General features: G+C 43.1%; 20 protein-coding genes. 18 read left to right on the top strand and 2 right to left on the bottom strand.

Annotated elements, in window-relative coordinates:
• The first annotated feature begins 376 nt into the window (after window positions 1-376).
• The 4 genes from speE to argS all read left to right on the top strand — a co-directional run bounded on the left by speE (window position 377) and on the right by argS (window position 4,388).
• Window positions 377-1,207, top strand: coding sequence for a spermidine synthase (gene speE / locus AC1Q59_RS14530; protein ID WP_492366659.1), 831 nt, complete (start codon window positions 377-379; stop codon window positions 1,205-1,207).
• Between the two features lie 15 nt (window positions 1,208-1,222).
• Window positions 1,223-2,092, top strand: coding sequence for an agmatinase (gene speB / locus AC1Q59_RS14535; RefSeq protein ID WP_492366566.1), 870 nt, complete (start codon window positions 1,223-1,225; stop codon window positions 2,090-2,092).
• A 179-nt stretch (window positions 2,093-2,271) separates the two neighbouring features.
• Window positions 2,272-2,721, top strand: a complete 450-nt coding sequence (locus AC1Q59_RS14540) for a YwiB family protein (RefSeq protein WP_492366567.1) — start codon at window positions 2,272-2,274, stop codon at window positions 2,719-2,721.
• Window positions 2,718-4,388 carry an arginine--tRNA ligase gene (gene argS / locus AC1Q59_RS14545; RefSeq protein ID WP_492366568.1) on the top strand — a complete coding sequence of 557 codons (1,671 nt, stop codon included), beginning with the start codon at window positions 2,718-2,720 and terminating at the stop codon, window positions 4,386-4,388. Before AC1Q59_RS14540 ends, argS begins: the two co-directional genes overlap by 4 nt.
• A 130-nt stretch (window positions 4,389-4,518) precedes the next feature.
• On the opposite strand, the gene cls is transcribed toward argS, so the two are convergent.
• Complete coding sequence (gene cls, locus AC1Q59_RS14550) at window positions 4,519-5,721, bottom strand: cardiolipin synthase (protein WP_492366569.1); 1,203 nt, start codon at window positions 5,719-5,721, stop codon at window positions 4,519-4,521.
• Between the two features lie 219 nt (window positions 5,722-5,940).
• Between cls and AC1Q59_RS14555 the strand changes: the two genes are divergently transcribed.
• The 10 genes from AC1Q59_RS14555 to pyrG all read left to right on the top strand — a co-directional run bounded on the left by AC1Q59_RS14555 (window position 5,941) and on the right by pyrG (window position 19,906).
• Window positions 5,941-8,037, top strand: a complete 2,097-nt coding sequence (locus tag AC1Q59_RS14555; protein ID WP_492366570.1) for a (Fe-S)-binding protein — start codon at window positions 5,941-5,943, stop codon at window positions 8,035-8,037.
• 342 nt (window positions 8,038-8,379) lie between these two features.
• Window positions 8,380-9,567, top strand: coding sequence for an acetyl-CoA C-acetyltransferase (locus tag AC1Q59_RS14560; RefSeq protein ID WP_492366571.1), 1,188 nt, complete (start codon window positions 8,380-8,382; stop codon window positions 9,565-9,567).
• A 24-nt stretch (window positions 9,568-9,591) separates the two neighbouring features.
• Entirely contained in the window at window positions 9,592-10,443 is an 852-nt protein-coding gene (locus tag AC1Q59_RS14565) for a 3-hydroxybutyryl-CoA dehydrogenase (protein WP_492366572.1), read from the top strand.
• A 55-nt stretch (window positions 10,444-10,498) separates the two neighbouring features.
• Entirely contained in the window at window positions 10,499-11,629 is a 1,131-nt protein-coding gene (locus AC1Q59_RS14570) for an acyl-CoA dehydrogenase (protein WP_492366573.1), read from the top strand.
• Window positions 11,630-11,779: 150 nt separating this feature from the next.
• The gene (locus tag AC1Q59_RS14575) at window positions 11,780-12,919 is read left to right on the top strand and encodes an acyl-CoA dehydrogenase (protein ID WP_492366574.1); all 1,140 of its coding nucleotides are present in this window, start codon (window positions 11,780-11,782) and stop codon (window positions 12,917-12,919) included.
• A gap of 154 nt (window positions 12,920-13,073) precedes the next feature.
• Window positions 13,074-13,724 carry a TetR/AcrR family transcriptional regulator gene (locus AC1Q59_RS14580; RefSeq protein ID WP_492366575.1) on the top strand — a complete coding sequence of 217 codons (651 nt, stop codon included), beginning with the start codon at window positions 13,074-13,076 and terminating at the stop codon, window positions 13,722-13,724.
• 32 nt (window positions 13,725-13,756) lie between these two features.
• A complete protein-coding gene (gene icmF, locus AC1Q59_RS14585) occupies window positions 13,757-17,023 on the top strand; it encodes a fused isobutyryl-CoA mutase/GTPase IcmF (RefSeq protein ID WP_492366576.1) in 3,267 nt (1,088 codons plus the stop codon).
• 94 nt (window positions 17,024-17,117) lie between these two features.
• Window positions 17,118-17,303 (top strand): hypothetical protein, encoded by a 186-nt coding sequence (locus AC1Q59_RS14590; protein WP_492366577.1) that lies wholly within the window; start codon window positions 17,118-17,120, stop codon window positions 17,301-17,303.
• Window positions 17,304-17,488: 185 nt separating this feature from the next.
• Complete coding sequence (gene rpoE, locus AC1Q59_RS14595; protein WP_492366578.1) at window positions 17,489-18,070, top strand: DNA-directed RNA polymerase subunit delta; 582 nt, start codon at window positions 17,489-17,491, stop codon at window positions 18,068-18,070.
• A gap of 234 nt (window positions 18,071-18,304) precedes the next feature.
• The gene (gene pyrG / locus AC1Q59_RS14600) at window positions 18,305-19,906 is read left to right on the top strand and encodes a CTP synthase (protein ID WP_492366579.1); all 1,602 of its coding nucleotides are present in this window, start codon (window positions 18,305-18,307) and stop codon (window positions 19,904-19,906) included.
• A gap of 85 nt (window positions 19,907-19,991) precedes the next feature.
• On the opposite strand, the gene AC1Q59_RS14605 is transcribed toward pyrG, so the two are convergent.
• Window positions 19,992-20,519, bottom strand: coding sequence for a DUF2529 domain-containing protein (locus AC1Q59_RS14605; protein WP_492366580.1), 528 nt, complete (start codon window positions 20,517-20,519; stop codon window positions 19,992-19,994).
• A gap of 177 nt (window positions 20,520-20,696) precedes the next feature.
• Between AC1Q59_RS14605 and AC1Q59_RS14610 the strand changes: the two genes are divergently transcribed.
• From AC1Q59_RS14610 to murA, 4 genes are all read left to right on the top strand, one after another.
• Window positions 20,697-21,071, top strand: coding sequence for a response regulator (locus tag AC1Q59_RS14610; protein WP_492366581.1), 375 nt, complete (start codon window positions 20,697-20,699; stop codon window positions 21,069-21,071).
• 234 nt (window positions 21,072-21,305) lie between these two features.
• Window positions 21,306-22,163 (top strand): class II fructose-bisphosphate aldolase, encoded by an 858-nt coding sequence (locus AC1Q59_RS14615; RefSeq protein ID WP_492366582.1) that lies wholly within the window; start codon window positions 21,306-21,308, stop codon window positions 22,161-22,163.
• Between the two features lie 95 nt (window positions 22,164-22,258).
• Window positions 22,259-22,906 carry a fructose-6-phosphate aldolase gene (fsa, locus tag AC1Q59_RS14620; protein WP_492366583.1) on the top strand — a complete coding sequence of 216 codons (648 nt, stop codon included), beginning with the start codon at window positions 22,259-22,261 and terminating at the stop codon, window positions 22,904-22,906.
• Window positions 22,907-23,062: 156 nt separating this feature from the next.
• Complete coding sequence (gene murA, locus AC1Q59_RS14625) at window positions 23,063-24,349, top strand: UDP-N-acetylglucosamine 1-carboxyvinyltransferase (RefSeq protein WP_492366584.1); 1,287 nt, start codon at window positions 23,063-23,065, stop codon at window positions 24,347-24,349.
• Window positions 24,350-24,382: the final 33 nt, after the last annotated feature.

Here is a 24,382-nt window from a genome sequence, read left to right on the forward strand (position 1 = left end):
ATCACCCCATTTCTTGTCCAGTGCTAGCGTCCTGCTCAGTTTACGGCTACATACCCTAAGGCCTGTGCAAAGGCATATACGCTTTTCCTGCCAAATCAATTCATTCTTAGTATTGAAAAAATATTGGGGTTTTAAACATTTTTATCTAGCAAATGCAATTTTTTCTTGCATTTTTACTAGATTCATCTATACTTTTTCTGGTTAGATATGAAAAACGCAAGGTGCCCGTTTAGCAAGCCTTGGGCTGGGCAGTTCTCGCAGAAGAAAAATTAACACTATCTGACCAAAAATAAAGCTTAATTCGTATTTCCTGATAGGAAGCAGCAAATTTGGAAAATATAAATAAGAATTCGTTATGAAAGGAATGATCCATAAAATGGGCGGACTTTGGTTTACTGAAAAACAGACTGATAACTTTGGAATTACTATGAAGGTAAAAAGAACTTTACATACAGAACAAACAGATTTTCAAATGCTTGAAATGGTTGAAACCCAAGAGTGGGGGAACATGCTATTGCTGGACGGCATGGTGATGACCTCTGTGAAAGACGAATTTGTCTATCATGAAATGGTTGCACATGTGCCGCTATTTACTCATCCAAATCCGGAAAATATTCTTGTTGTCGGCGGTGGAGACGGCGGGGTTATCCGTGAGGTTCTTAAACATCCAAGTGTAAAGAAGGCGACGCTTGTTGATATCGACGGAAAGGTAATCGAGTATTCGAAAAAATATCTTCCGGAAATTGCTGGCATGCTAGACGACCCTCGTGTAGACGTGAAGGTTGGAGACGGCTTTATGCATATCGCTGAAAGCGAAAATGAATATGATGTGATCATGGTTGACTCCACTGAGCCAGTTGGACCGGCAGTAAACCTGTTCACAAAAGGCTTCTATGCTGGAATCTCCAAAGCTTTGAAAGAAGATGGCATCTTTGTTGCACAATCTGACAATCCATGGTTTAAAGCGGATCTAATCAGAAATGTTCAAAGAGATGTAAGAGAGATTTTTCCAATCACTCGCTTATATGTAGCCAATATTCCTACGTATCCAAGCGGCATGTGGGCGTTCACACTTGGTTCTAAGAAGTATGATCCTTTAGAGGTAAGCGAAGACAGCTTCCATGAAATTGAAACAAAGTATTATACAAAAGAGCTGCATCACGCGGCTTTCGTGCTTCCTAAATTTGTCCAGGACTTAACAAAATAAGGGAGGTTGACGGCTGTGCGATTTGATGAAGCTTATTCAGGAAATGTATTTATTAAAAGTCATCCGAATTATGAAGAAAGCCAGGCAGTCATTTACGGCATGCCGATGGACTGGACAGTAAGCTATCGTCCAGGGTCACGCTTCGGCCCTGCCCGCATCCGAGAGGTATCGATCGGACTTGAAGAATACAGCCCTTATTTAGATCGTGAATTAGAGGAGGTAAAATATTTCGATGCCGGCGATATTCCTCTGCCTTTTGGAAACCCACAGAAAAGCATTGATTTAATTGAGGAATATGTGGATAAACTGATGTCGGAAAATAAATTTCCGATTGGCCTAGGCGGAGAGCATTTAGTTTCATGGCCAGTTATTAAAGCAGTCTATAAAAAGTATCCGGATCTTGCTGTAATCCATATGGATGCCCATACAGATCTGCGGGAAAATTATGAGGGAGAGCCGCTGTCTCACTCCACGCCGATTCGAAAGGCATGCGGGTTAATGGGGGCTGAAAATATTTACTCATTTGGAATCCGCTCCGGGATGAAGGAAGAATTTCAATGGGCAAAAGAAGCAGGTATGCATATCTCAAAATTTGAGGTGCTTGAACCATTAAAGCAGATACTTCCAAAGCTTGCCGGACGTCCAGTTTATGTTACAATTGACATTGATGTTTTAGACCCTGCGCATGCACCTGGGACAGGAACAGTTGATGCAGGCGGAATTACCTCCAAGGAGCTATTGGCATCGATTCATGAAATTGCCCGCTCTGATGTGAAGGTCGTCGGCTGTGACCTTGTAGAGGTAGCGCCAATCTATGATCCATCTGAGCAAACAGCCAACACGGCAAGCAAGCTCATTCGCGAAATGATTCTAGGCTGGGTATGAGAAAGGCGTAAGGCGCCCGCTTATCGGTGCCTAGAGCAAGACATTTCTCGAAGTTGAAAAGTGATACTTACTTTTTCTCAAATAACAATAGCAAACGGAGACTCGATGTCTCCGTTTTTTCCATTAGCTGACTAGAACCCTTCGCCGCTTTCTACTATAATAAAAAGGATGTGGTGCTGATGTCTGCAGGACGTGCGGATCAGGTGCCTGTTAAAATAAAGGTAAAAACAGATATCTATGACGGAAACGAGAAAAATACTTTTGAATTAACCGCCTTTGGCCGATACTATTTGAAGGAAAATGCACGATATCTTCAGTATGATGAAGCGATGGAGCAAGGAATGGCGAACACCATCATCAAAATGACTGAAGAAGAGGGCATGATTATGCGGAGCGGAGCTGTCAAAATGAAGCTTCCCTTTAAAATGAATAAAAGATTGACAGGTAATTACCATACCCCATATGGTGTGCTTGAAATGGGCACTGTGACGAAAAGACTTGAACATCTTTTTGATCAACAGAAGGGCCACGGGTCCATTGACATCTTATATGACTTGAACATGCAAGGTGCGAATACAGGTACATATCATTTATCAATTACTTTTGAAAAGGAGGAAGAAAAACATTGAATAGTGTGGAGCAGATGCAAAATAAACTGAAAGAAGAAATTAAAGATGCCGTTCTTAAGGCAAATCTGGCTTCTGAAGAGCAAATACCGGCTGTCATTTTAGAAATTCCAAAAGAAAAGGCCCATGGTGATTATTCTACTAATATGGCCATGCAGCTGGCGCGGGTGGCAAAAAAGGCGCCAAAAATGATTGCTGAGGAACTGATTGCTCATTTTGACAAGACGAAAGCGTCTATTCAAAAAATTGAAATAGCTGGACCCGGATTTATCAATTTTCACATGGATAACAGCTATTTAACTAATCTTATTCCGGCCGTTTTAGAAGCAGGGGACAAATACGGCGAAACTGCCATCGGGAACAATCAAAAGGTTCAGGTGGAGTTTGTCTCTGCCAACCCGACCGGCGATCTGCATCTTGGCCATGCCCGCGGTGCGGCCGTGGGTGATTCCCTATGCAATATTCTGGATAAAGCAGGCTTCGATGTAAGCCGGGAATATTATATTAATGATGCAGGAAATCAGATTAATAATCTGGCTTTGTCCGTTGAAGCCCGCTATTTTCAAGCATTAGGCATGGATAAGGAAATGCCGGCAGATGGCTATCATGGCGAGGATATTATTGGCATTGGGAAGAAGCTGGCAGATGAGTTTGGCGACAAGTATGTCAATACCGATGAACAGGAACGTTTCCAGTTTTTTAGAGAATACGGCCTCAAATATGAGATGGCAAAGCTGAAAGCTGATCTTGAGGAATTCCGCGTTCCATTTGATGTGTGGTATTCGGAGACTTCTTTATATAACAACGGAAAAATTGACAAAGCGTTACAAGCGCTTAAAGATAATGGCCATATCTACGAGGAAGACGGTGCCACTTGGTTCCGTTCAACCACTTTTGGCGATGATAAGGACCGTGTGCTAATTAAAAACGATGGTTCTTATACGTACTTAACACCGGATATTGCCTATCATAAGGACAAGCTTGAACGCGGCTTTGAAAAGCTGATTAATATTTGGGGGGCAGACCATCATGGCTACATTCCGCGCATGAAGGCGGCTATTGAAGCCTTAGGCTATGACCGTGAAGCTCTTGAGGTAGAGATCATTCAGCTTGTTCACCTGTATAAAAACGGTGAAAAAATGAAAATGAGCAAACGTACAGGGAAAGCCGTGACTATGCGTGACCTTGTTGAAGAGGTAGGCTTAGATGCTACGCGCTATTTCTTTGCGATGAGAAGTGCAGATACTCATTTGGATTTTGACTTGGATTTAGCTGTGTCTCAATCCAATGAAAACCCTGTTTATTACGCTCAATATGCTCATGCACGGATTTGCAGCATCCTGCGCCAGGCAGAAGAACAGGGCATTACAGCAGAAGGCAATGCTGATTTTTCACTGATCTCGGCTGAGAAGGAAATGGATGTATTGAAAAAGCTTGGTGAATTCCCGCAAGCTGTAGGCGAGGCAGCAATTAAGCGCCTTCCACATCGAATTACCAACTATATCTTTGATCTGGCATCTGCTTTCCATAGCTTTTATAATGCAGAAAAAGTGCTTGACTCTGATAATCCAGAACGTTCAAAAGCAAGAGTAGCACTTATTAAAGCAGTGCAAATTACCTTGAAAAACGCCTTATCCTTAATCGGCGTATCTGCACCTGAGAAAATGTAAATATAAAGGCTGGCAATTATGCCAGCCTTTTTTTATAGCTTTTAAAATAAGCCGTTGATTTCTGCTCCGGGCGCTACGCTCCAATCAACTAAGTGGTAAAAATCTACGGCTTGATATAAAAGACCCTTTTTTATAAAAAGTCCTCAACCAGCTTTGCAATGAATTCCTTAAACGTCCGGCTAACATCCGGCTTGGTCAGTTCGTTTAAGGTTAATGTTTTGGAGTGGCTGATATCTTTTTCAATAATGCTCATCAATTTGCTGATAAACTCCCGGTCATAAATATAACAATTGATTTCCTCGTTTAAAAAAAGGCTGCGCCTGTCAAAATTGGCTGTGCCAATATCGCAAACCTCCTGATCAAAAATAGCCGTTTTCGCATGATAAAAACCGTTTTGATATTCGTAGACTAGAGCGCCGTTTTTTAATAATTTCCGCAGGTAGGGGAAGGCGGCTTCTTTTACAAGAATATGATCAGCTGTCAGCGGAATAAGAATAGAAATGGAAACGCCTCTTTTTAAAGCAGCCAGGAGGTCATTTAAAAGCCTATGGCTGGGAATAAAATAAGGGGTCCCAATAATAATCTGATGCTGTGCCTTGCAGATAAAGGCTGAAAAGGTCTCCTCCAAAATGGTGCCTTTTGATGGAATCAGCTGATGCAGCGAGCCTTTTTTAGGCTGAGCGGGAAAATAAGACGGCTCATCCAATAGATGTACATTTGTCTCTGAAGACCAATCCTGCAAAAATTCCCTTTGCAGGTCTGTCACTCCTTCACCTGTTAATTTCAAATGATAATCACGCCAAGGAGATAATTTTTGATCCTGATTAATATACTCCTTGCCAATGTTAAAGCCACCCACGTAGCCAATCTTTGCATCAATAACAGTAATTTTTCGGTGGTTTCTGGTTTGCAGTGTGTAGAAAAGAAATGGAAACTTCGGCTTTTGGGCAAAGGAAAATTGAACGCCTGATTCTCTCAAAGAATGAATCGTCTTTTTCTTGATCTTAATACTGCCTATCCGGTCAAGGAGTAGACGGACTTCAAGCCCTTCTTGGGCCTTGTTTTTAAGAATTTGCAAAAACTCCTGGCTGAAATCATCATTTTTTACAATATAAAACATGATGTGGATATGCCTTTTGGCCTGTTTTAATTCTAAAAAATAATCCTCAAATAATTCTGGACCGCTCGTAAATACTTTGAACTCGCTGTTTCTGAAGGGGTAATTCTTTCTTTTTGGCTTTTCAATCTGCTTTTTTTTGCCGAAATGGAAATCTAATGATAGCCAAACGATAGGTAAAAGTAATATAATTATTACAAGAATCAAAATATTCAATACTATTGGCTCCTTGAAAAAAAGGTTTCCTACATAGTTTTGCCGCAGTTAGCCATTCTTATAATATTTTTAATGGATAAAAAGTGGTTGACTGAGTGCTCATTCATTATATAATAGGGATAAGCAGTGATTTCTGAAAATTCAACCGTGTTCCAAACTTCAAATTTATTGCAAAGGGATCACTTTTTCAAAAAATCAGTGGAAGGAGTGCAACAAAGAATGAATGGACTGTTATGGGTCAACTTAATCGGATTTCTCCTTGTAACCGCTTACGGTATCAGCTTATTTGTGTACGTGGTGAAAACGAGAATTGAATATATCAAACTCGGAAAAAAGACGGAATTCGATAACAATGTAAAAGAGCGTCTGAACAAGATTTGGATCATGGTTTTTGGCCAGAAGAAGCTATTAAAAGATAAGAAAAGCGGTGCGATTCATGTCATGTTTTTCTATGGCTTTCTTCTCGTTCAGTTTGGCGCAATCGATTTTATTATTAAGGGGATAAAACCTGGTGCACACCTGCCATTTGGCCCGCTGTACCCGGCATTTACCTTTTTTCAAGAAATAGTTACTTTAACCATTCTGGTTGCTGTTATTTGGGCTTACTATCGCCGTTATATTGAAAAGCTTGTCCGCTTAAAAAGAGGGTGGAAATCAGGTCTTGTCCTTATTTTTATCGGCGGATTAATGGTTTCCGTTTTATTAGGGAATGGAGCAAGCATGATCTGGCATGGACATGAAGCTGCATGGTCAGAGCCTGTCGCTTCTCTCATTGCAGGAGCATTAGGATGGATGGGTGAAACAGCCTCCATTGTTGTATTTTATGTTGCCTGGTGGATTCATTTAATATTCTTATTATCATTCCTAGTATACGTGCCTCAGGGCAAGCATGCGCACTTAATTGCTGGACCGGCTAACGTTTACTTGAACCGTCTGGATAACCCTGGTAAATTATCAAAAATTGATTTTGAAGATGAGTCACAGGAATCTTTCGGTGTTGGTAAGATTGAAGACTTTACCCAGCTGCAAATGGTTGACTTCTATGCTTGTGTGGAATGTGGACGCTGTACAAATATGTGTCCGGCAACAGGTACAGGTAAAATGCTGTCACCAATGGATTTAATTGTGAAGCTTCGTGATCACTTAACGAACTATGGTGCTGCTGTTACTTCTAAGCAGCCATGGGTTCCGACATTTGCTTTTTCCAATACTCAGGGAAATCAGCTTGCTTTAGCTTCTGCCGGAAAAGGGGCAGAGGAGGCGGCTGCCAGTCTTGCCTATAGCCCGAGTCTTATTGGCGATGTCATTACTGAAGAGGAAATCTGGGCATGTACTACTTGCCGTAACTGTGAAGATCAATGTCCAGTTATGAACGAGCATGTAGAGAAAATTATCGACCTTCGCCGCTATCTGGTTTTAACAGAAGGAAAAATGAATCCAGATGCACAGCGTGCGATGACAAACATCGAACGTCAAGGAAACCCTTGGGGGTTGAACCGCAAAGAGAAAGAAAACTGGCGCGAAGTCCGCGAGGATGTATATGTACCAACAGTCAAGGAAGCGAAAAAGGCTGGAGAGGAATTTGAATACCTATTCTGGGTTGGTTCCATGGGTTCATTTGACAACCGCAGCCAGAAGATCGCTCTTTCATTTGCAAAATTAATGAATGAAGCTGGCGTCAAATTTGCCATTCTCGGAAATAAAGAAAAGAACTCCGGCGATACGCCAAGACGTCTTGGAAACGAGTTCTTATTCCAAGAGCTTGCAACAAAGAACATTGAAGAATTTGAAAAGAATGAAGTGAAGAAGATTGTTACAATCGATCCTCACGCCTACAATATTTTCAAAAATGAGTATCCGGATTTTGGCTTGCAGGCAGAGGTCTATCACCATACAGAAATTCTTTACGATCTAGTGAAAGAAGGGCGACTGAAACCGCAGTTTGAGGTCAATGAAACGATCACGTTCCATGATTCCTGTTACTTAGGCCGCTATAACGATGTATATGATCCGCCTCGTGAGATTCTAAAATCTATTCCGGGTGTTAAGCTTGTGGAAATGGAAAGAAACCGCGACACCGCGATGTGCTGCGGAGCCGGCGGAGGCCTCATGTGGATGGAAGAAGAAACAGGAAACCGCATCAACGTATCAAGGACAGAACAAGCGCTTGCGACAAATTCGTCTATTATCAGCTCAGGCTGTCCATACTGCTTAACCATGCTTTCAGACGGAACAAAAGCAAAAGAAGTAGAGGACAAAATCTCCACCTACGATGTGGCAGAAATCCTAGAAAAGGCCGTCTGCGGCGTAGCATAAACCGGACACGGGGACAGGCACCTTGTCCATCTTTCCCGGATAGGTTCCTTCCCAGTCCTGACATGTAAATATCAGAGTTTGCAAAAATTGAAACGCAGCAAAATTTTATTGATAAATTATGAATTTTGCATAAAGTGTTTCAATTTTTGCTATTTTTGGAGTAAAATAGAATTAAGAATAAAGCGCTTTCAAAACAGCTGGAGGATAGAATCTGTCCTCCTATTTATCAGGCTGTTAGCCGAGCGAGCGTTCAGTCATCATCTTGTCCACAGCTCAGAAGATGAACCAAAGTATATGATCAGCCATGTTTTTTAGCCAAATAAAATCAAAGGAGCGATTTTGATGGGAAAAACCGTAATTTTAGCTGGTGCCAGAACACCTTTTGGGAAGTTTGCCGGGGGATTAAGCAGTCTTTCAGCTTCTGATCTTGGAGGAATAGCAGTTAAAGAAGCGCTAAATCGAGCAGGCGTTAATCCAGAGGATGTCGGCGAAGTTATTTTGGGCACAGTTCTTCAAGGAGGACAGGGGCAAATTCCATCCCGCCAGGCTGCCAGAAAGGCCGGGCTTCCATGGAACGTCAAGACAGAAACTGTAAATAAAGTCTGTGCATCCGGCATGAGAAGTGTCACATTAGGTGACCAGATTATTCGCCTTGGCGATGAAGAGGTCATTGTTGCCGGCGGCATGGAGTCCATGAGCAATGCGCCATACATTCTGCCGAAAGCACGCTGGGGTTTAAGAATGGGTGATGCCTCAGTACAGGATTTAATGATTCACGATGGCTTAAGCTGCAGCTTTACCGGTGTACATATGGGGACATATGGAAATGGGGCTGCGGAAGAATTGGAGATTACTAGAGAAGAACAGGATGCCTTCGCTTTAAGAAGCCATCAGCTGGCTATTGCGGCGATGGAAGCAGGAAAGTTCGCAGAGGAAATTGTTCCGGTAGAAGTGCCGCAAAGAAAAGGTGCTCCTATTGTAGTATCAGAGGATGAATCACCAAGAAAAGATACTTCATTGGAAAAATTGACTAAGCTTGGCTCTGCATTTGGAGCTGGCGGAACGATTACAGCTGGAAATGCGCCAGGCGTTAATGACGGTGCAGCTGCGTTAGTGCTTATGAGCGAAGAAAGAGCGGCAAAAGAAGGAAGACAGCCTGCCGCTGTGATTTTAGGTCATACAGCGGTTGCTGTGGAGGCAAAGGACTTCCCGAAAACCCCGGGGATTGTCATCAATGAATTGCTTGAAAAAACAGGGAAAACGGTTAATGACATTGATTTATTTGAAATTAATGAAGCATTTGCTGCAGTTGCTTTAACAAGCGGAAAAATTGCAGGCCTTGATCTTGATAAGGTCAATGTAAACGGCGGTGCAGTTGCTCTCGGACATCCAATTGGGGCAAGCGGAGCAAGAATTATTTTAACGTTAATGCATGAACTGAAGCGCCGCGGCGGAGGAATTGGCATTGCAGCCATCTGCAGCGGAGGCGGTCAAGGGGATGCAATCATGATAGAGGTACCAAAAAACTAAACTTATTGCAGTGGGGGAATGGAAATGAATATACAAAAAATCATGGTCATTGGCGCAGGACAAATGGGTTCAGGGATTGCTCAAGTTTGTGCACAAGCAGGATACAGCGTGCTTCTAAATGATTTGAAGCCAGAATTCGTTGAGCGCGGCCTTGGGGTAATCAAAAAGAACCTGTCCCGCCAGGTTGAAAAAGAACGGATGACGGCTGAACAAATGGAGGGAGTCCTAGGCAACCTGACTCCTTCGACAGATTTGAATGATGCAAAAGATGCTGACCTGATTATTGAGGCTGCTGTTGAGAATATGGAAATAAAAACAAAGATCTTTGGCCAGCTGGATGAAATTGCTCCTGAACATGCCATTTTAGCAAGCAATACATCCTCGCTGCCAATCACTGAAATTGCCGCAGCAACCAAGCGCCCGGAAAAAGTAATCGGTATGCATTTTATGAACCCGGTTCCCGTCATGAAGCTTGTAGAAATTATCCGCGGCCTGGCAACAGCTGATGAAGTCTATCAAACGATTGAGGATACAACAAAGGCGCTGAAAAAGGTTCCGGTAGAAGTCAATGACTTTCCAGGTTTTGTTTCAAATAGAGTGCTGATGCCGATGATCAATGAAGCCATTTTCACGCTTTATGAAGGAGTCGCTTCAAAGGAAGCGATTGATGAAGTCATGAAGCTTGGCATGAATCATCCGATGGGACCATTAACATTAGCTGATTTTATCGGCCTTGATACATGCCTATATATTATGGAAACCCTGCATGAAGGATTCGGTGATGATAAATATCGCCCATGTCCGCTTTTAAGAAAATATGTAAAAGCCGGCTGGCTCGGCAAGAAAACGGGCAGAGGCTTCTATACGTACGAATAACTTGCCGCTGATTTGACCCGTGATTGAACATATGACAGCCACCGGAGGAGATAACATGAACCTTAGATTTACTGAAGAGCAGGAAATGATGAGGAAAATGGTCCGCGATTTTGCCGAAAAGGAAATAGCTCCATTTGTTGAAAGTATGGAGCAGGGAGAGTTCCCGCGTGAAATTTTAAAAAAGATGGGTCAACTAGGTCTGATGGGGATTCCTGTTCCTGTTAAATATGGCGGAGCGGAAATGGACTTTGTCTCTTATATTATTGCCATCAATGAGCTGTCAAAAGTAAGTGCAACTATTGGGGTCATCCTATCCGTTCATACGTCTGTCGGGACCAATCCCATTCTTTATTTTGGAACGGAGGAGCAAAAGCAAAAGTATATTCCAAAGCTTGCAGCAGGGGAATATCTTGGCGCCTTTTGCCTGACCGAGCCTAGCGCTGGGTCTGATGCGGCCAGCCTGAAATCGAAGGCCATCAAAGACGGCGATCATTATGTTATCAATGGCTCAAAGGTATTCATCACAAATGGCGGAGAAGCAGATGTGTATATTGTCTTTGCTTCAACAGACCCTTCACAAGGTAGCAAGGGGATTTCCGCCTTTATTGTTGAAAAAGAGACTCCGGGCCTAGTCATTGGCAAAGATGAGAAAAAAATGGGCCTCCACGGGTCAAGAACGGTTCAGCTTAGTTTTGAGGATATGCGTGTGCCTGCAGAAAATCTTCTGGGCAAGGAAGGCGAAGGGTTTAAGATTGCTATGGCAAACCTTGATGTGGGCCGTATTGGGATTGCGGCCCAGGCATTAGGAATTGCAGAGGCAGCTCTCGAGGCAGCGGTGGATTATGCCAAAGAACGGGTGCAGTTTGGCAAGCCAATCGCCAAGCAGCAGGGCGTCGGCTTCAAGCTTGCTGATATGGCAACGGCCGTTGAAGCAGCAAAGCTATTAATCTATTGTGCAGCCGACCTTCGCCAAAAAGGACTGAAATGCAGCAAGGAGGCTTCTATTGCCAAGCTGTTCGCCTCAAGAACGGCGGTGGAAGTTACAACGGAAGCCATTCAAGTGTTCGGGGGCTACGGCTACACGGAAGAATACCCGGTGGAACGCTACTTCCGCGACGCGAAAATAACCGAAATCTATGAGGGCACAAGCGAAATTCAGCGGATTGTTATAAGCAAGCAATTGTAGATAGTGGATGGAGGCCAAAGTCCACTGAAAATAAAGGGGTAAAAGACCTTCATAAAACCCATGAAGGTCATTTCCAACCCGAAATTAAGAAAAATGACCTTCACACAAAGAAAAAATGACAAAAGTCCGAATAAATAGGGGGACCAAGAGATGAACTTTCAGTTATCTGAAGAACATGAAATGATCAGAAAAATGGTGCGCGATTTTGCGAAAAACGAAGTGGCTCCAACGGCAGCAGAGCGCGATGAACAGGAGCGCTTTGACCGTGAGATCTTTGATAAAATGGCTGAACTCGGTTTGACAGGCATTCCATGGCCAGAAGAATACGGCGGCATTGGCAGTGACTACCTAGCCTACTGTATTGCTGTCGAAGAACTTTCAAGAGTATGTGCATCAACAGGCGTTACTTTATCAGCCCATACTTCATTGGCAGGCTGGCCAATTTACAAGTTCGGCAATGAAGAGCAAAAGCAAAAGTATCTAAAGCCAATGGCACAGGGAAAGAAAATTGGCGGATACGGATTAACGGAGCCTGGAAGCGGATCAGATGCAGGCGGAATGAAAACGACAGCCCGCTTAGAAGGCGATCACTATGTGATAAATGGTTCGAAAATTTTCATTACCAATGGCGGCGTGGCAGACATTTATGTTGTATTTGCCTTAACAGACCCGGCTGAAAAGCATCGCGGAACAACTGCTTTTATTGTAGAAGCAGGATTTGAAGGCTTCTCAGTAGGCAAGAAGGAGAAAAAACTAGGGATCCGTTCATCACCAACAACGGAAATTATTTTCGAAAATTGCAAAGTGCCTGTGGAGAATGTGCTAGGTGAAGTGGGAGAAGGCTTTAAAATTGCGATGATGACGCTTGATGGCGGACGCAATGGAATTGCTGCCCAGGCAGTGGGTATTGCTCAAGGTGCCTTGGATGCGGCAACAGAATATGCAAAAGAGCGTGTGCAATTCGGCAAGCCAATTGCTGCCCAGCAGGGAGTCGGCTTCAAGCTTGCCGATATGGCAACTAGCGTTGAAGCAGCAAGACTATTAACCTATCAAGCAGCATGGCTTGAATCGGAAGGACTTCCATACGGAAAAGAGTCCGCCATGTCTAAGCTCTTCGCGGGAGATACGGCGATGAAAGTGACAACAGACGCGGTGCAAGTCTTTGGCGGATATGGCTACACGAAAGACTACCCAGTAGAGCGCTTCATGCGTGATGCCAAAATCACGCAAATCTACGAAGGCACCCAGGAAATTCAGCGCCTCGTTATTTCACGAATGCTAACAAAATAAAAGGGTAACACACCCTGCCAATGTAAAGCATTACCGCACTGGGGGCCTGACCCCCGCTGGTTTAAAGCGTTAACGCATTGGGGGTCAGGCCCCCTTCGCGTTGATGCGATAAAGCGAGGTCCAGAATCCATTTTTGATTAAAGGGGTAGGTGAAATGAAGAAACGTGAGGTTCAGGCGTCGGTGAAGGATGAGCGGCTGGTGAAGAAGCGCCGGGATCAGATGATTAAGGGGGCTGTGACTCTTTTTATAGAGAAGGGGTTTCACCGGACGACCACAAGGGAAATCGCCAAGGCGGCGGGATTTAGTATCGGAACTTTGTATGAATATATCCGCACAAAGGAAGATGTTCTTTATCTTGTCTGTGACAGCATCTACGACCAGGTTAGCAGCCGGCTGCAGAAGGCCCTTGATACAAACAGGGGCACGCTTGAAAGCTTAAAGACGGGGATTTCGGATTACTTTAAAGTGGTTGATGAGTTGCAGGATGAGGTTCTCGTCATGTATCAGGAGGTCAAGGCGCTGTCCAAGGATGCCCTTCCATATGTGCTGAAAAAAGAAATCCAGATGGTTGAAATGTTTGAACGAATTATTCGCGGCTGTGTGGAAAATAAGGAACTGGAACTGACAGAAAACCAGATTCAAATGATTGCCCATAATATTTTTGTCCAAGGGCAGATGTGGGCGTTCCGCCGCTGGTCCCTTAGAAAAATGTACACGCTGGATGAGTATATAGAACTTCAGACGGAACTGCTTATCCATGGCATCCATGTCAACGACGAAGCAGTATCCAAGCTAAACATATAAGGGGAAACAATATTGAGAACAGGAGGAGTAAAATGGGGAATCCAGAAGTATATAGACCGAAAAATCATGTTCGATTTGTAACGGCCTCAAGCCTGTTTGATGGCCATGATGCTTCCATCAACATCATGAGAAGAATCATTCAGGCAAGCGGAGCCGAGGTGATTCATCTAGGACACAACCGATCTGTGGAAGAAGTGGTGAATGCAGCGATTCAGGAGGACGTTCAGGGGATTGCAATTTCTTCTTACCAGGGAGGGCATGTCGAATACTTCAAATACATGTATGACTTGCTTAAAGAGCGAGGCGCTTCCCATATCCGTATTTATGGCGGAGGGGGAGGGGTTATCATCCCGAAGGAAATAAAAGAGCTCCATGATTATGGGATTGCTAGAATCTTTTCGCCGGAAGATGGCCGTCAAAATGGCCTTCAGGGCATGATCAATGTGATGCTGGAGGAATGTGACTTCCCAACCTTCTCTGCAGAGGTAAGTGAGCAAATCGAGGACCTTCAAAATGGAAATGTGAATGCCGTTGCCAGGCTCATTACGTTGGCTGAACATCATGTCAGTGCAGACAAGGAAGCAGCCGCAGCGCTTGATACTGTAATGGAAAAAGTAAAGTCACTGGAAAAGCAGGTTCCAGTCCTCGGTATCACAGGTACAGGTGGAGCGGGGAAAAGCTCACTGACAGACGAATTGATTCGCCGGTTTATCAATGAGGTTCCCGAAAAGAAAGTCGCTATTCTCTCTGTTGACCCAACAAAGCAAAAGACAGGCGGAGCTCTTCTCGGTGACCGAATCCGGATGAATTCCATCTTTAATCCTCGTGTATACATGAGAAGCTTAGCGACAAGGAAGTCAAAATCCGAACTGTCGCTGGCAATCAGGGATGCAATCTCTGTTGCTAAAGCAGCAGGCTTTGATTTAATCGTCGTAGAAACAAGCGGAATCGGGCAAGGGGATGCGGAAATAACTGAAATTTGTGACGTCTCTATGTACGTTATGACCAGCGAATTTGGTGCTCCATCCCAGCTTGAGAAGATTGATATGATTGACTTTGCAGATCTGATTGTCATAAATAAATTTGAACGAAAAGGCTCAGAAGATGCCAAGCGCCAGGTGCAAAAGCAATTCCAGCGAAGCCGCATGCTTTTTGAAAAGGATTTAGACGAGATGCCGGTTTACGGCACGATTGCCAGCCAATTTAACGATCCTGGCACAAATGCTGTTTTTGCCGTACTTCTTGAAAAAATCAACGAAAAAGCTGGAACTGACTGGAAGACGCGTTTGTCCAAGCATGCTGTTGTTGAAAAACAAAATGTCATTATTCCAAATGAGCAAAGATATTATTTAAGGGAAGTATCCGAAACCGTCCGCACTTACCACCGCAAAGCTGAGGAACAGGCAGAGCTTGCCCGGAAATTATTCCAGCTGGAAGGTGCGATACTGGAGGTTAAAGAGCAGGGTGAAAGTGCAGAAGTAATCGCTTCCCTTGAGGCCATTAAAGCAAGCACAGAAGCAAAGCTTACGGCCGAAACAAAGAACATTTTAAATGGCTGGGAAGCATTAAAGGAAAAATACTCCGGTGATCAGTTTGTCACAAGAATCCGTGATAAAGAAATTATTACTGTGCTAAAAACAAAAAGTCTTTCTGGTTTAAGCATTCCAAAGGTGGCATTGCCGAAGTATAAGGACTATGGCGAGATTATCCGCTGGGTGTATCGGGAAAATGTCCCGGGATCTTTCCCATATACAGCAGGTGTATTTCCGTTTAAGCGGGAAGGCGAGGATCCGAAAAGACAGTTTGCCGGTGAAGGAACGCCTGAAAGAACAAACCGCCGTTTCCATTATTTATCTAAGGATGACAGTGCTAAGCGTCTAAGTACAGCTTTTGATTCTGTTACTTTATATGGCGAGGACCCTGACTATCGTCCAGATATCTATGGGAAGGTCGGCGAAAGCGGTGTCAGCGTTTGTACATTGGATGATATGAAGAAGCTTTATAAAGGCTTTGATTTATGCCATCCGGCGACATCGGTGTCCATGACGATTAATGGTCCGGCACCAATCATTCTGGCTATGTTTATGAATACGGCAATCGAGCAGCAAATAGAAGCAAAGGAAAATGAACTGGGGCGGAAGTTGACAGACACTGAGTATGAAGAAGTAAGGGCGTATACGTTAAAAACAGTCAGAGGCACGGTTCAGGCAGATATTTTAAAAGAGGATCAGGGCCAGAATACATGCATTTTCTCTACAGAATTTGCTCTGCGCATGATGGGAGATATCCAGCAGTATTTTATTGACCAAAAGGTTCGCAATTACTATTCCGTTTCGATTTCTGGCTATCACATTGCCGAGGCAGGGGCGAACCCGATTTCGCAGCTGGCATTTACGCTTGCGAATGGCTTTACGTATGTTGAGTATTATTTAAGCCGGGGAATGAATATTGATGACTTTGCACCAAACCTATCATTCTTCTTCTCCAATGGTCTAGATCCGGAATATACCGTGCTTGGCCGGGTTGCCCGCCGTATTTGGGCAACGGTGATGAGGGAAAAATATGGCGCCAACGAACGAAGCCAAAAGCTGAAGTACCACGTTCAGACTTCTGGACGATCACTGCATGCACAGGAAATTGACTTTAATGATATCAGAACAACGCTGCAGGCACTGATGGCTCTGCAGGATAATTGTAACTCTTTGCACACGAATGCGTATGATGAAGCCATAACAACGCCAACAGAGGAATCAGTGAGACGGGCAATGGCGATTCAGATGATTATCACAAAGGAGCATGGATTATCAAAGAATGAAAATCCGCTTCAGGGTGCCTTTATCATTGATGAACTGACAGACTTGGTTGAGGAACAGGTGCTAAAGGAATTCGAGAGAATCAATGACCGCGGCGGTGTTCTCGGTGCTATGGAAACCCAGTACCAGCGCGGGAAAATCCAAGATGAATCCATGTATTATGAAATGAAAAAGCATAGTGGCGAGCTGCCGATAATTGGCGTGAACACATATTTAAATCCAAATCCGCCGTCTGAAGAAGATATGAACAATATGGAGCTAGCGCGGGCTACGCAGGAAGAAAAGGAAACTCAAATCCGTAACCTGCGCAGCTTCCAGGAGCGAAATAAAGATCAGTCCGCGGAGGCGCTGAATCGCTTAAAAGAAGCAGCCGTGAGCGGAGGCAATATTTTTGCCGAACTGATGGAAACCGTCAAATTTGCCAGTCTCGGCCAAATTACGCGGGCATTATACGAAGTAGGCGGACAATACCGCAGAAATATGTAATACTAAGGGACAGGGGACAGGTTTCCTGTCCCATTATTTATTTTGAGAGCGGGACAAGGTGCCTGTCCCTCTGTCTCTTTGGGATGTGTGGAATGTGAGGGCAATAGGGAGATTTGTCATTGTATTGGGCGTTTTGGCTGGTGTTTATTTTCTTTATACGAAGCAGCTTGGGTCTGCTGCTTTTTTATTGCTTTCTATTTATTTCTTTGTTTTGGCCTATCGGCAGGTTGCTAAAAAGCAAAGTAAGGAAAATGAGAATGGAAACGATAGATATAGCTAGCATAAACACCAAATATTTGTTTATAATGAAGAATATGCATTATTTTGGATAATAATAAGGCTGGAATAGCCTTGTGTTTACAGGCATATTCGGCTAAAATAAAACGTATTTTTGAAAAACATATTTTAATTTAGAGGTATTTTTGCTTGCATGCAAGCGTTACATAGGGAAAGGACGTGCTAATCGTGAGCTTATTGGATTACTCAAAGGAAGAATTGCTTGAAATATCTTTAATTGAGGTTGCTTATGAACTATTAAAGGACAAGAAAGAAGCAATGGCATTTAAAGATATTATGGATGAAATCCAAAATCTTCTTGGGATATCAGAAAAAGAAGTAAAGGCGAAAATTGCGCAATTTTATACTGATATAAATATAGACGGGCGATTCCTTGGTTTGGGAGATAACCGCTGGGGCCTTCGCGTCTGGTATCCAATTGAGCAGGTAGAAGAAGATGTCGTCACTGAAATCAAGCCGAAGAAGAAGAAATCAAAGAAAAAGGCAAAAGACGAAGATCTTGATGATTATGATGAACTTGATGAAGAGGATATCGATTACGATGATATCGATGGATTTGATGATGACGAGGAAGAGGAAGAAGAAGAGATTTTGGATGATGAAGAAGTAGACGAAGATCTTCTTGAAGAAGATGAAGACGAGGATTTAGAAGAGGATCTTATAGATGATGAAGAATATGATCTGGGCGATGAGGATGAAGTGATTGAAGATGAGGACCTGGATCTGGATGAAGACGAGGAAGATTTATAATCTTGACTTTTTTTTCACAGGCTTGTAGAATACTTTTTGGGCTCCTTAAAAGGAACGAATCAATAGAAGAGTCATGCGCTCCCTTACTTTTATGAAGTAAGCGGGGCGTTTTTTGTTTTTTTTCAAAAGGTGAATCAAACCCCTAATTGACAGGCAAAATCAAGATAAGTTAAGTCAGCTAAATTTAGTTAAATAAAAGCTAATATGCACAAACTGTAATAAGGGGGAATTTAGATGACAAAGTATATTTTTGTTACAGGCGGCGTTGTTTCATCATTAGGGAAGGGGATTACGGCAGCTTCCTTAGGCCGATTGCTGAAAAATCGCGGATTAAGCGTAACAATGCAAAAGTTTGATCCATACATAAATGTGGATCCTGGAACAATGAGTCCATATCAGCATGGTGAAGTGTTCGTCACAGCAGATGGAGCAGAAACAGATTTAGACCTTGGACACTATGAGCGTTTTGTTGATATTAATTTAACAAAATATAGCAGTGTAACGACAGGTAAGATTTATTCAACGGTTCTTAGAAAAGAACGCCGCGGGGAATATAATGGCGGTACGGTACAGGTTATTCCTCATATTACAAATGAAATTAAGGAAAGAGTGTTCCGTGCAGGACATGAAACAAATTCCGATGTGGTTATCACTGAAATCGGCGGTACAGTAGGGGATATTGAATCTCTTCCTTTCTTGGAAGCCATCAGACAAATCAAAAGTGATGTTGGCCGGGATAATGTGATGTATATTCATTGTACGCTAGTTCCTTATATTAAAGCTGCTGGCGAAATGAAAACAAAACCTACTCAGCATAGTGTTAAGGAATTAAGAAGCTTGGGCATTCAGCCAAATGTGGTTGTTGTTCGTACAGAAATGCCAATTTCTCAAGATATGAAGGACAAGCTTGCCTTATTCTGTGATATTGATAAAGAAGCGGTTATTGAATGCCGCGATGCGGATACATTATATTCCATTCCGCTTGCACTTCAGGAGCAAAATCTTGACAGCATTGTCTGCAACCATCTAAAACTTGTGTGCGGAGACGCTGACATGACGGAGTGGAAAGAGCTTGTCAATAAGGTTACTCATTTAACCAAGACAACGAAGATTGCACTTGTAGGTAAATATGTTGAGCTTCAGGATGCTTATATTTCCGTTGTTGAAGCATTAAAGCATGCTGGTTATGCACATGATGCTGACATTGACATTAAGTGGGTTAATGCAGAAGAAGTAACAAAGGATAATGTGGCAGAACTTCTTGGCGATGCCAATGGAATTCTTGTTCCAGGCGGATTTGGTGACCGAGGTGTAGAAGGCAAAATCCTTGCGATCCAATATGCCCGAGAGCAGAAAAAGCCGTTCTTGGGAATTTGCTTAGGCATGCAGCTGGCATCGATTGAATATGCAAGAAATGTGTTAAATCTGCAAGGTGCCCATTCTTCTGAAATCAATCCTGAAACGAAACATCCAATCATTGACCTTCTTCCTGAACAGAAGGATATTGAGGACCTTGGCGGAACACTAAGACTTGGCATTCAGGCATGTAAATTAGCTGAAGGCACAAAAGCCTATGAGGCTTATCAGGATGAAGTGATTTATGAGCGCCATCGTCATCGCTATGAATTTAACAACCATTACCGTCAGGATATGGAGGATGCTGGCTTTGTCTTCTCTGGTACAAGCCCAGACGGCCGTTTAGTTGAAATCATTGAATTGAAAGACCATCCTTGGTTTGTGGCATCACAATTCCATCCAGAATTTATCTCAAGACCAAACCGTCCGCAGCCGCTATTCCGTGAATTTGTTGGTGCGGCAGTAAAAATGAGTGAATAATTGAGGATAAATAGGGGGGACAGTCCCTTCGGTGCTTTAAAGCACCGGGGGACTGTCCCCCATTTGTTTAATGCACTAAATTGTTTTATTCATATTCGCTGAGGATCTCGTCCAAGGTGAATTTGATGCCGTAGTAGACAAACAGTGCAGCCATGGATGATGGGAAGCCGAAGCGATTGCCTGTCTCATCCGGGAGCAGTCCCTTTGTGAGCCTTAGGTTGATATGAACATCAGCTAGGCCGTCTAAGCCTTTTCCTTCATCATTGACCGTTGAAATGGCAACGAATGGAGTTTCCCTTTCCTTCAGCCCATGGGCAAATGCAATGGCATCTTTGTCTGCAGAATCTCTTGCCACAATTAAAAATCGGTCAACATCAGAAACAGTATCCAACGACTGCCCATCAGGCCAGGTGGCTGCGTTTTTTAATGGCTCTCTGCTCTCTGCCGCTTCAAAGGCGACGGCTTTCATTTCCTCTTTGGCATAAATATATATTTTTCCATCCCCGACCGCTGCTTGGGCCAGAAGGCGGGCACCATCCTCAATGGCAAAATCCTCATGTTCTTGAATCCTGTTAAAAAGGCCGGAAAGCTGGGTTGAAAACATTTTTAGCATAAATAAACTCCTCCCTATGTAAAGCCGACTATCTGCATATAATTATAGTAAACAAAAATTACGATTGCCAATTCATATGGAAGGCAGGAATTTACAGCGGAAAAATCGAATAAATTGAATGGGAATAAAAAGAGGAGCCAGAACTGCAGATAATTAAATTAAATAGGAAGAGGTGGCTTGATGAAGGGGAAAATTTTAATCGTTGATGATCAATTCGGTATTCGTATTTTGCTTAATGAAGTGTTGCAAAGAGAAGGGTACGAAACATACCAGGCTGCTAACGGCATCCAGGCTCTTGATATTGTAACAAACCATTCACCGGATTTAGTATTGCTTGATATGAAAATCCCCGGAATGGACGGGATTGAAATTTTAAAACGAATGAGAAAGATTGACCAGGAGATCAGTGTTATTATAATGACTGCCTATGGCGAGCTGGATATGATTCAGGAGGCAAAGGATTTAGGAGCATTAACCCACTTTGCCAAACCATTTGATATTGATGATATCCGTTCGGCTGTGAAAAAATATCTTCCTGCACCAAAAGTATAAAGAAAAATTTTTTAAACTGTATAACATAATTGAAAAATTGTCCTGCATAATAGCAATTCTTTTTCCAATTTGGTATGATACAAATGAATTCAACAAGATCGTTCCAATTGGGCAGGAAGTACATAATTGATTGGACCAAAGGAAAGACTCATAGAAGAAAAATGATTTTTTTTATGTGCAAACAAACATACCTTCCTGTTGAAGTAAAACGATGAATAGTTAGGAGGACGTAAGATGCCTTTAGTATCAATGACCGATATGCTTAACAAAGGAAAATCAGAAGGCTATGCTGTAGGTCAGTTCAATTTAAATAACCTTGAATTTACACAAGCAATTCTTCAAGCAGCAGAGGAAGAAAAATCCCCTGTTATTCTTGGTGTTTCTGAAGGAGCCGGCCGTTATATGGGCGGTTTTAAAACAGTTGTTAAAATCGTCGAGGGATTGCTTGAAGATTATAAAATTACAGTTCCGGTGGCTATTCATTTGGACCATGGCTCAAGCTTCGAAAAATGTAAAGAAGCTATCGATGCTGGTTTCACATCTGTCATGATTGATGCGTCACACCATCCATTTGAAGAAAATATTGAGCTTACTTCTCAGGTGGTTGAGTATGCTCATGCAAAAGGTGTATCTGTAGAGGCCGAATTAGGCACTGTCGGCGGACAGGAAGATGATGTGATTGGCGAAGGCGTCATTTATGCAGATCCAAAGGAATGCGAGGAGCTTGTGAAGCGTACGAAAATTGATTGCTTAGCACCTGCTTTAGGCTCTGTACACGGTCCATATAAAGGTGAACCAAATCTTGGCTTTGCTGAGATGGAGGAAATCGGCCAACTTACTGGTGTTCCTCTTGTCCTTCATGGTGGTACTGGAATCCCAACAAAAGATATTCAAAAGGCTGTTTCTCTAGGAACGGCAAAAATAAACGTAAATACTGAAAACCAGATTGCTTCTGCCAAACGTGTCCGCGAAGTGCTGGCGGCTAACCCCGACATGTATGATCCACGCAAATACTTAGGGCCTGCCAGAGAGGCTATTAAAGAGACAGTCATTGGTAAAATGCGTGAATTTGGCTCTTCAGGCAAAGCATAAAAGGTATGTCTTATCATGGAAACCGCTTCTGAACATGAGGCGGTTTCCATGCATTTGTAACACCTTTTGCAAAATTCATTAAGGAGGGAATATTCTTGAAATTTTTTATCGATACTGCAAATATGGAAGAGATCAAAGAAGCGTATTCACTTGGCATTTTATCGGGTGTAACGACAAACCCATCTTTGGTCGCAAAAGAAAAAAATATTACATTTGAAGACCGTCTTCGCGAAATTACTTCCTTGGTTTCCGGCTCTGTAAGTGCAGAGGTGATTGCCCTTGATGCTGAGGGAATGATTAGAGAGGGAAAAGAACTGGCTGCCATCGCACCGAATATTACGATTAAAGTGCCAATGACTCCTGATGGACTTAAGGCGGTTCATGCTTTTTCGCAAGTTGGTATTAAGACAAACGTTACACTGATTTTCAGTGCAAACCAGGCTCTTTTAGCTGCAAGAGCTGGTGCCACATATGTTTCTCCATTCCTTGGAAGACTCGATGATATTGGGCATAATGGACTTGAGCTTATTTCAACGATTGCTGATATTTTTGCTATCCATGATATCAAGACAGAAATCATCGCGGCTTCCATCAGACATCCGCAGCATGTGACTGATGCGGCATTAAGAGGAGCTCACATCGCAACTGTTCCTTATAAGGTCATCATGCAACTATTCAAACATCCATTAACTGATAAGGGAATTGAAGCATTTCTTAATGACTGGAATTCCCGAGAAAAATAAAATTAGCGAAAAATGTTTTATTGGCCCTGAAAATGGGATAGAGTGATAGTATCAATAGGACGAGCCGGGATAAGCAAGACTGTTATCCCGGACTTGTATATGATTAATCTCCAAAACGTGCAGCACTTTTTTACAGCGGCTAGAAGGGAGCTAATAATGGAAAAGCTTATGATTGCAGGCGGTTATCCTTTAAAAGGAACTGTTCGAATTAGCGGAGCAAAAAATAGTGCAGTAGCTTTAATACCAGCAACAATTCTCGCTGATTCACCTGTCACTATTGAGGGATTGCCGGATATTTCGGATGTTCAGATTTTAAAGGGACTGCTTGAGGAACTCGGGGGAACTGTCCAATTTACTGAGAATGATATGATTGTCGACCCAACTTCTATGATTTCCATGCCTTTGCCGAACGGAAAAGTAAAAAAACTGCGTGCTTCCTATTATTTAATGGGTGCCATGCTTGGCCGGTTTAAAAAAGCGGTAATTGGGCTTCCAGGCGGCTGTCATCTGGGTCCAAGACCGATTGACCAGCATATTAAGGGATTTGAGGCCCTTGGCGCAAAGGTGACAAATGAGCAGGGCGCGATCTATCTTCGTGCAGATGAACTCATCGGTGCCCGTATTTACCTTGATGTTGTCAGTGTCGGAGCAACAATAAACATCATGCTTGCTGCGGTAAAAGCTAAAGGCCGAACAGTTATTGAAAATGCAGCAAAAGAACCAGAGATTATTGATGTTGCTACATTGTTAACAAATATGGGGGCAAAAATAAAAGGCGCAGGTACCGATGTCATCCGCATTGACGGGGTTGACGAGCTTCATGGCTGCCAGCACACAATTATCCCTGACAGAATTGAGGCAGGGACCTATATGATTTTAGGTGCTGCAGCAGGCGAGGGAATGCTGATTGATAACGTAATCCCCCAGCATCTGGAGTCTCTGATTGCTAAGCTTAGGGAAACGGGTGCCTATATCGAAGCAGGCGATGACCAAGTGTTTATTAAACCGGCCGACAGGATGAAGGCTGTTGATATAAAAACACTTGTATACCCGGGATTCCCAACAGATCTTCAGCAGCCATTCACCTCTCTGCTCACTAGTGCGGAAGGTTCCAGCATGGTAACTGATACCATCTATGGTGCCCGTTTTAAACATATTGATGAGCTAAGAAGAATGAATGCAAATATTAAAGTTGAAGGCCGTTCGGCTATTATTCACGGACCTGTTAAGCTTCAGGGGGCCAAAGTGAAGGCAAGCGATCTTCGTGCAGGCGCAGCTTTATTTATTGCCGGTCTAATGGCTGAGGGCGTAACAGAAATTACGGGCCTTGAACATATTGACAGGGGATACAGTCATCTCGTTGAAAAATTAAACGGTCTGGGTGCTACTGTCTGGCGTGAACAATTAACAAAAGAAGAACTAGAGCAAATGAAAAATGTTTAATAACTATGGTTTGTAAATCAGAGGGGGAAGAAT

Source organism: Cytobacillus sp. MT66 (assembly GCF_058792595.1).

Excerpts from the sequence above, each read along its gene's own strand:
- speE (WP_492366659.1), top strand. The coding sequence starts at position 377 with ATGGGCGGACTTTGGTTTACTGAAAAACAGACTGATAACTTTGGAATT.
- AC1Q59_RS14540 (WP_492366567.1), top strand. The coding sequence starts at position 2,272 with ATGTCTGCAGGACGTGCGGATCAGGTGCCTGTTAAAATAAAGGTAAAA.
- AC1Q59_RS14555 (WP_492366570.1), top strand. The coding sequence starts at position 5,941 with ATGAATGGACTGTTATGGGTCAACTTAATCGGATTTCTCCTTGTAACC.
- AC1Q59_RS14560 (WP_492366571.1), top strand. The coding sequence starts at position 8,380 with ATGGGAAAAACCGTAATTTTAGCTGGTGCCAGAACACCTTTTGGGAAG.
- AC1Q59_RS14565 (WP_492366572.1), top strand. The coding sequence starts at position 9,592 with ATGAATATACAAAAAATCATGGTCATTGGCGCAGGACAAATGGGTTCA.
- AC1Q59_RS14570 (WP_492366573.1), top strand. The coding sequence starts at position 10,499 with ATGAACCTTAGATTTACTGAAGAGCAGGAAATGATGAGGAAAATGGTC.
- AC1Q59_RS14575 (WP_492366574.1), top strand. The coding sequence starts at position 11,780 with ATGAACTTTCAGTTATCTGAAGAACATGAAATGATCAGAAAAATGGTG.
- AC1Q59_RS14580 (WP_492366575.1), top strand. The coding sequence starts at position 13,074 with ATGAAGAAACGTGAGGTTCAGGCGTCGGTGAAGGATGAGCGGCTGGTG.
- icmF (WP_492366576.1), top strand. The coding sequence starts at position 13,757 with ATGGGGAATCCAGAAGTATATAGACCGAAAAATCATGTTCGATTTGTA.
- pyrG (WP_492366579.1), top strand. The coding sequence starts at position 18,305 with ATGACAAAGTATATTTTTGTTACAGGCGGCGTTGTTTCATCATTAGGG.
- AC1Q59_RS14605 (WP_492366580.1), bottom strand. The coding sequence starts at position 20,519 with ATGCTAAAAATGTTTTCAACCCAGCTTTCCGGCCTTTTTAACAGGATT.
- AC1Q59_RS14615 (WP_492366582.1), top strand. The coding sequence starts at position 21,306 with ATGCCTTTAGTATCAATGACCGATATGCTTAACAAAGGAAAATCAGAA.
- murA (WP_492366584.1), top strand. The coding sequence starts at position 23,063 with ATGGAAAAGCTTATGATTGCAGGCGGTTATCCTTTAAAAGGAACTGTT.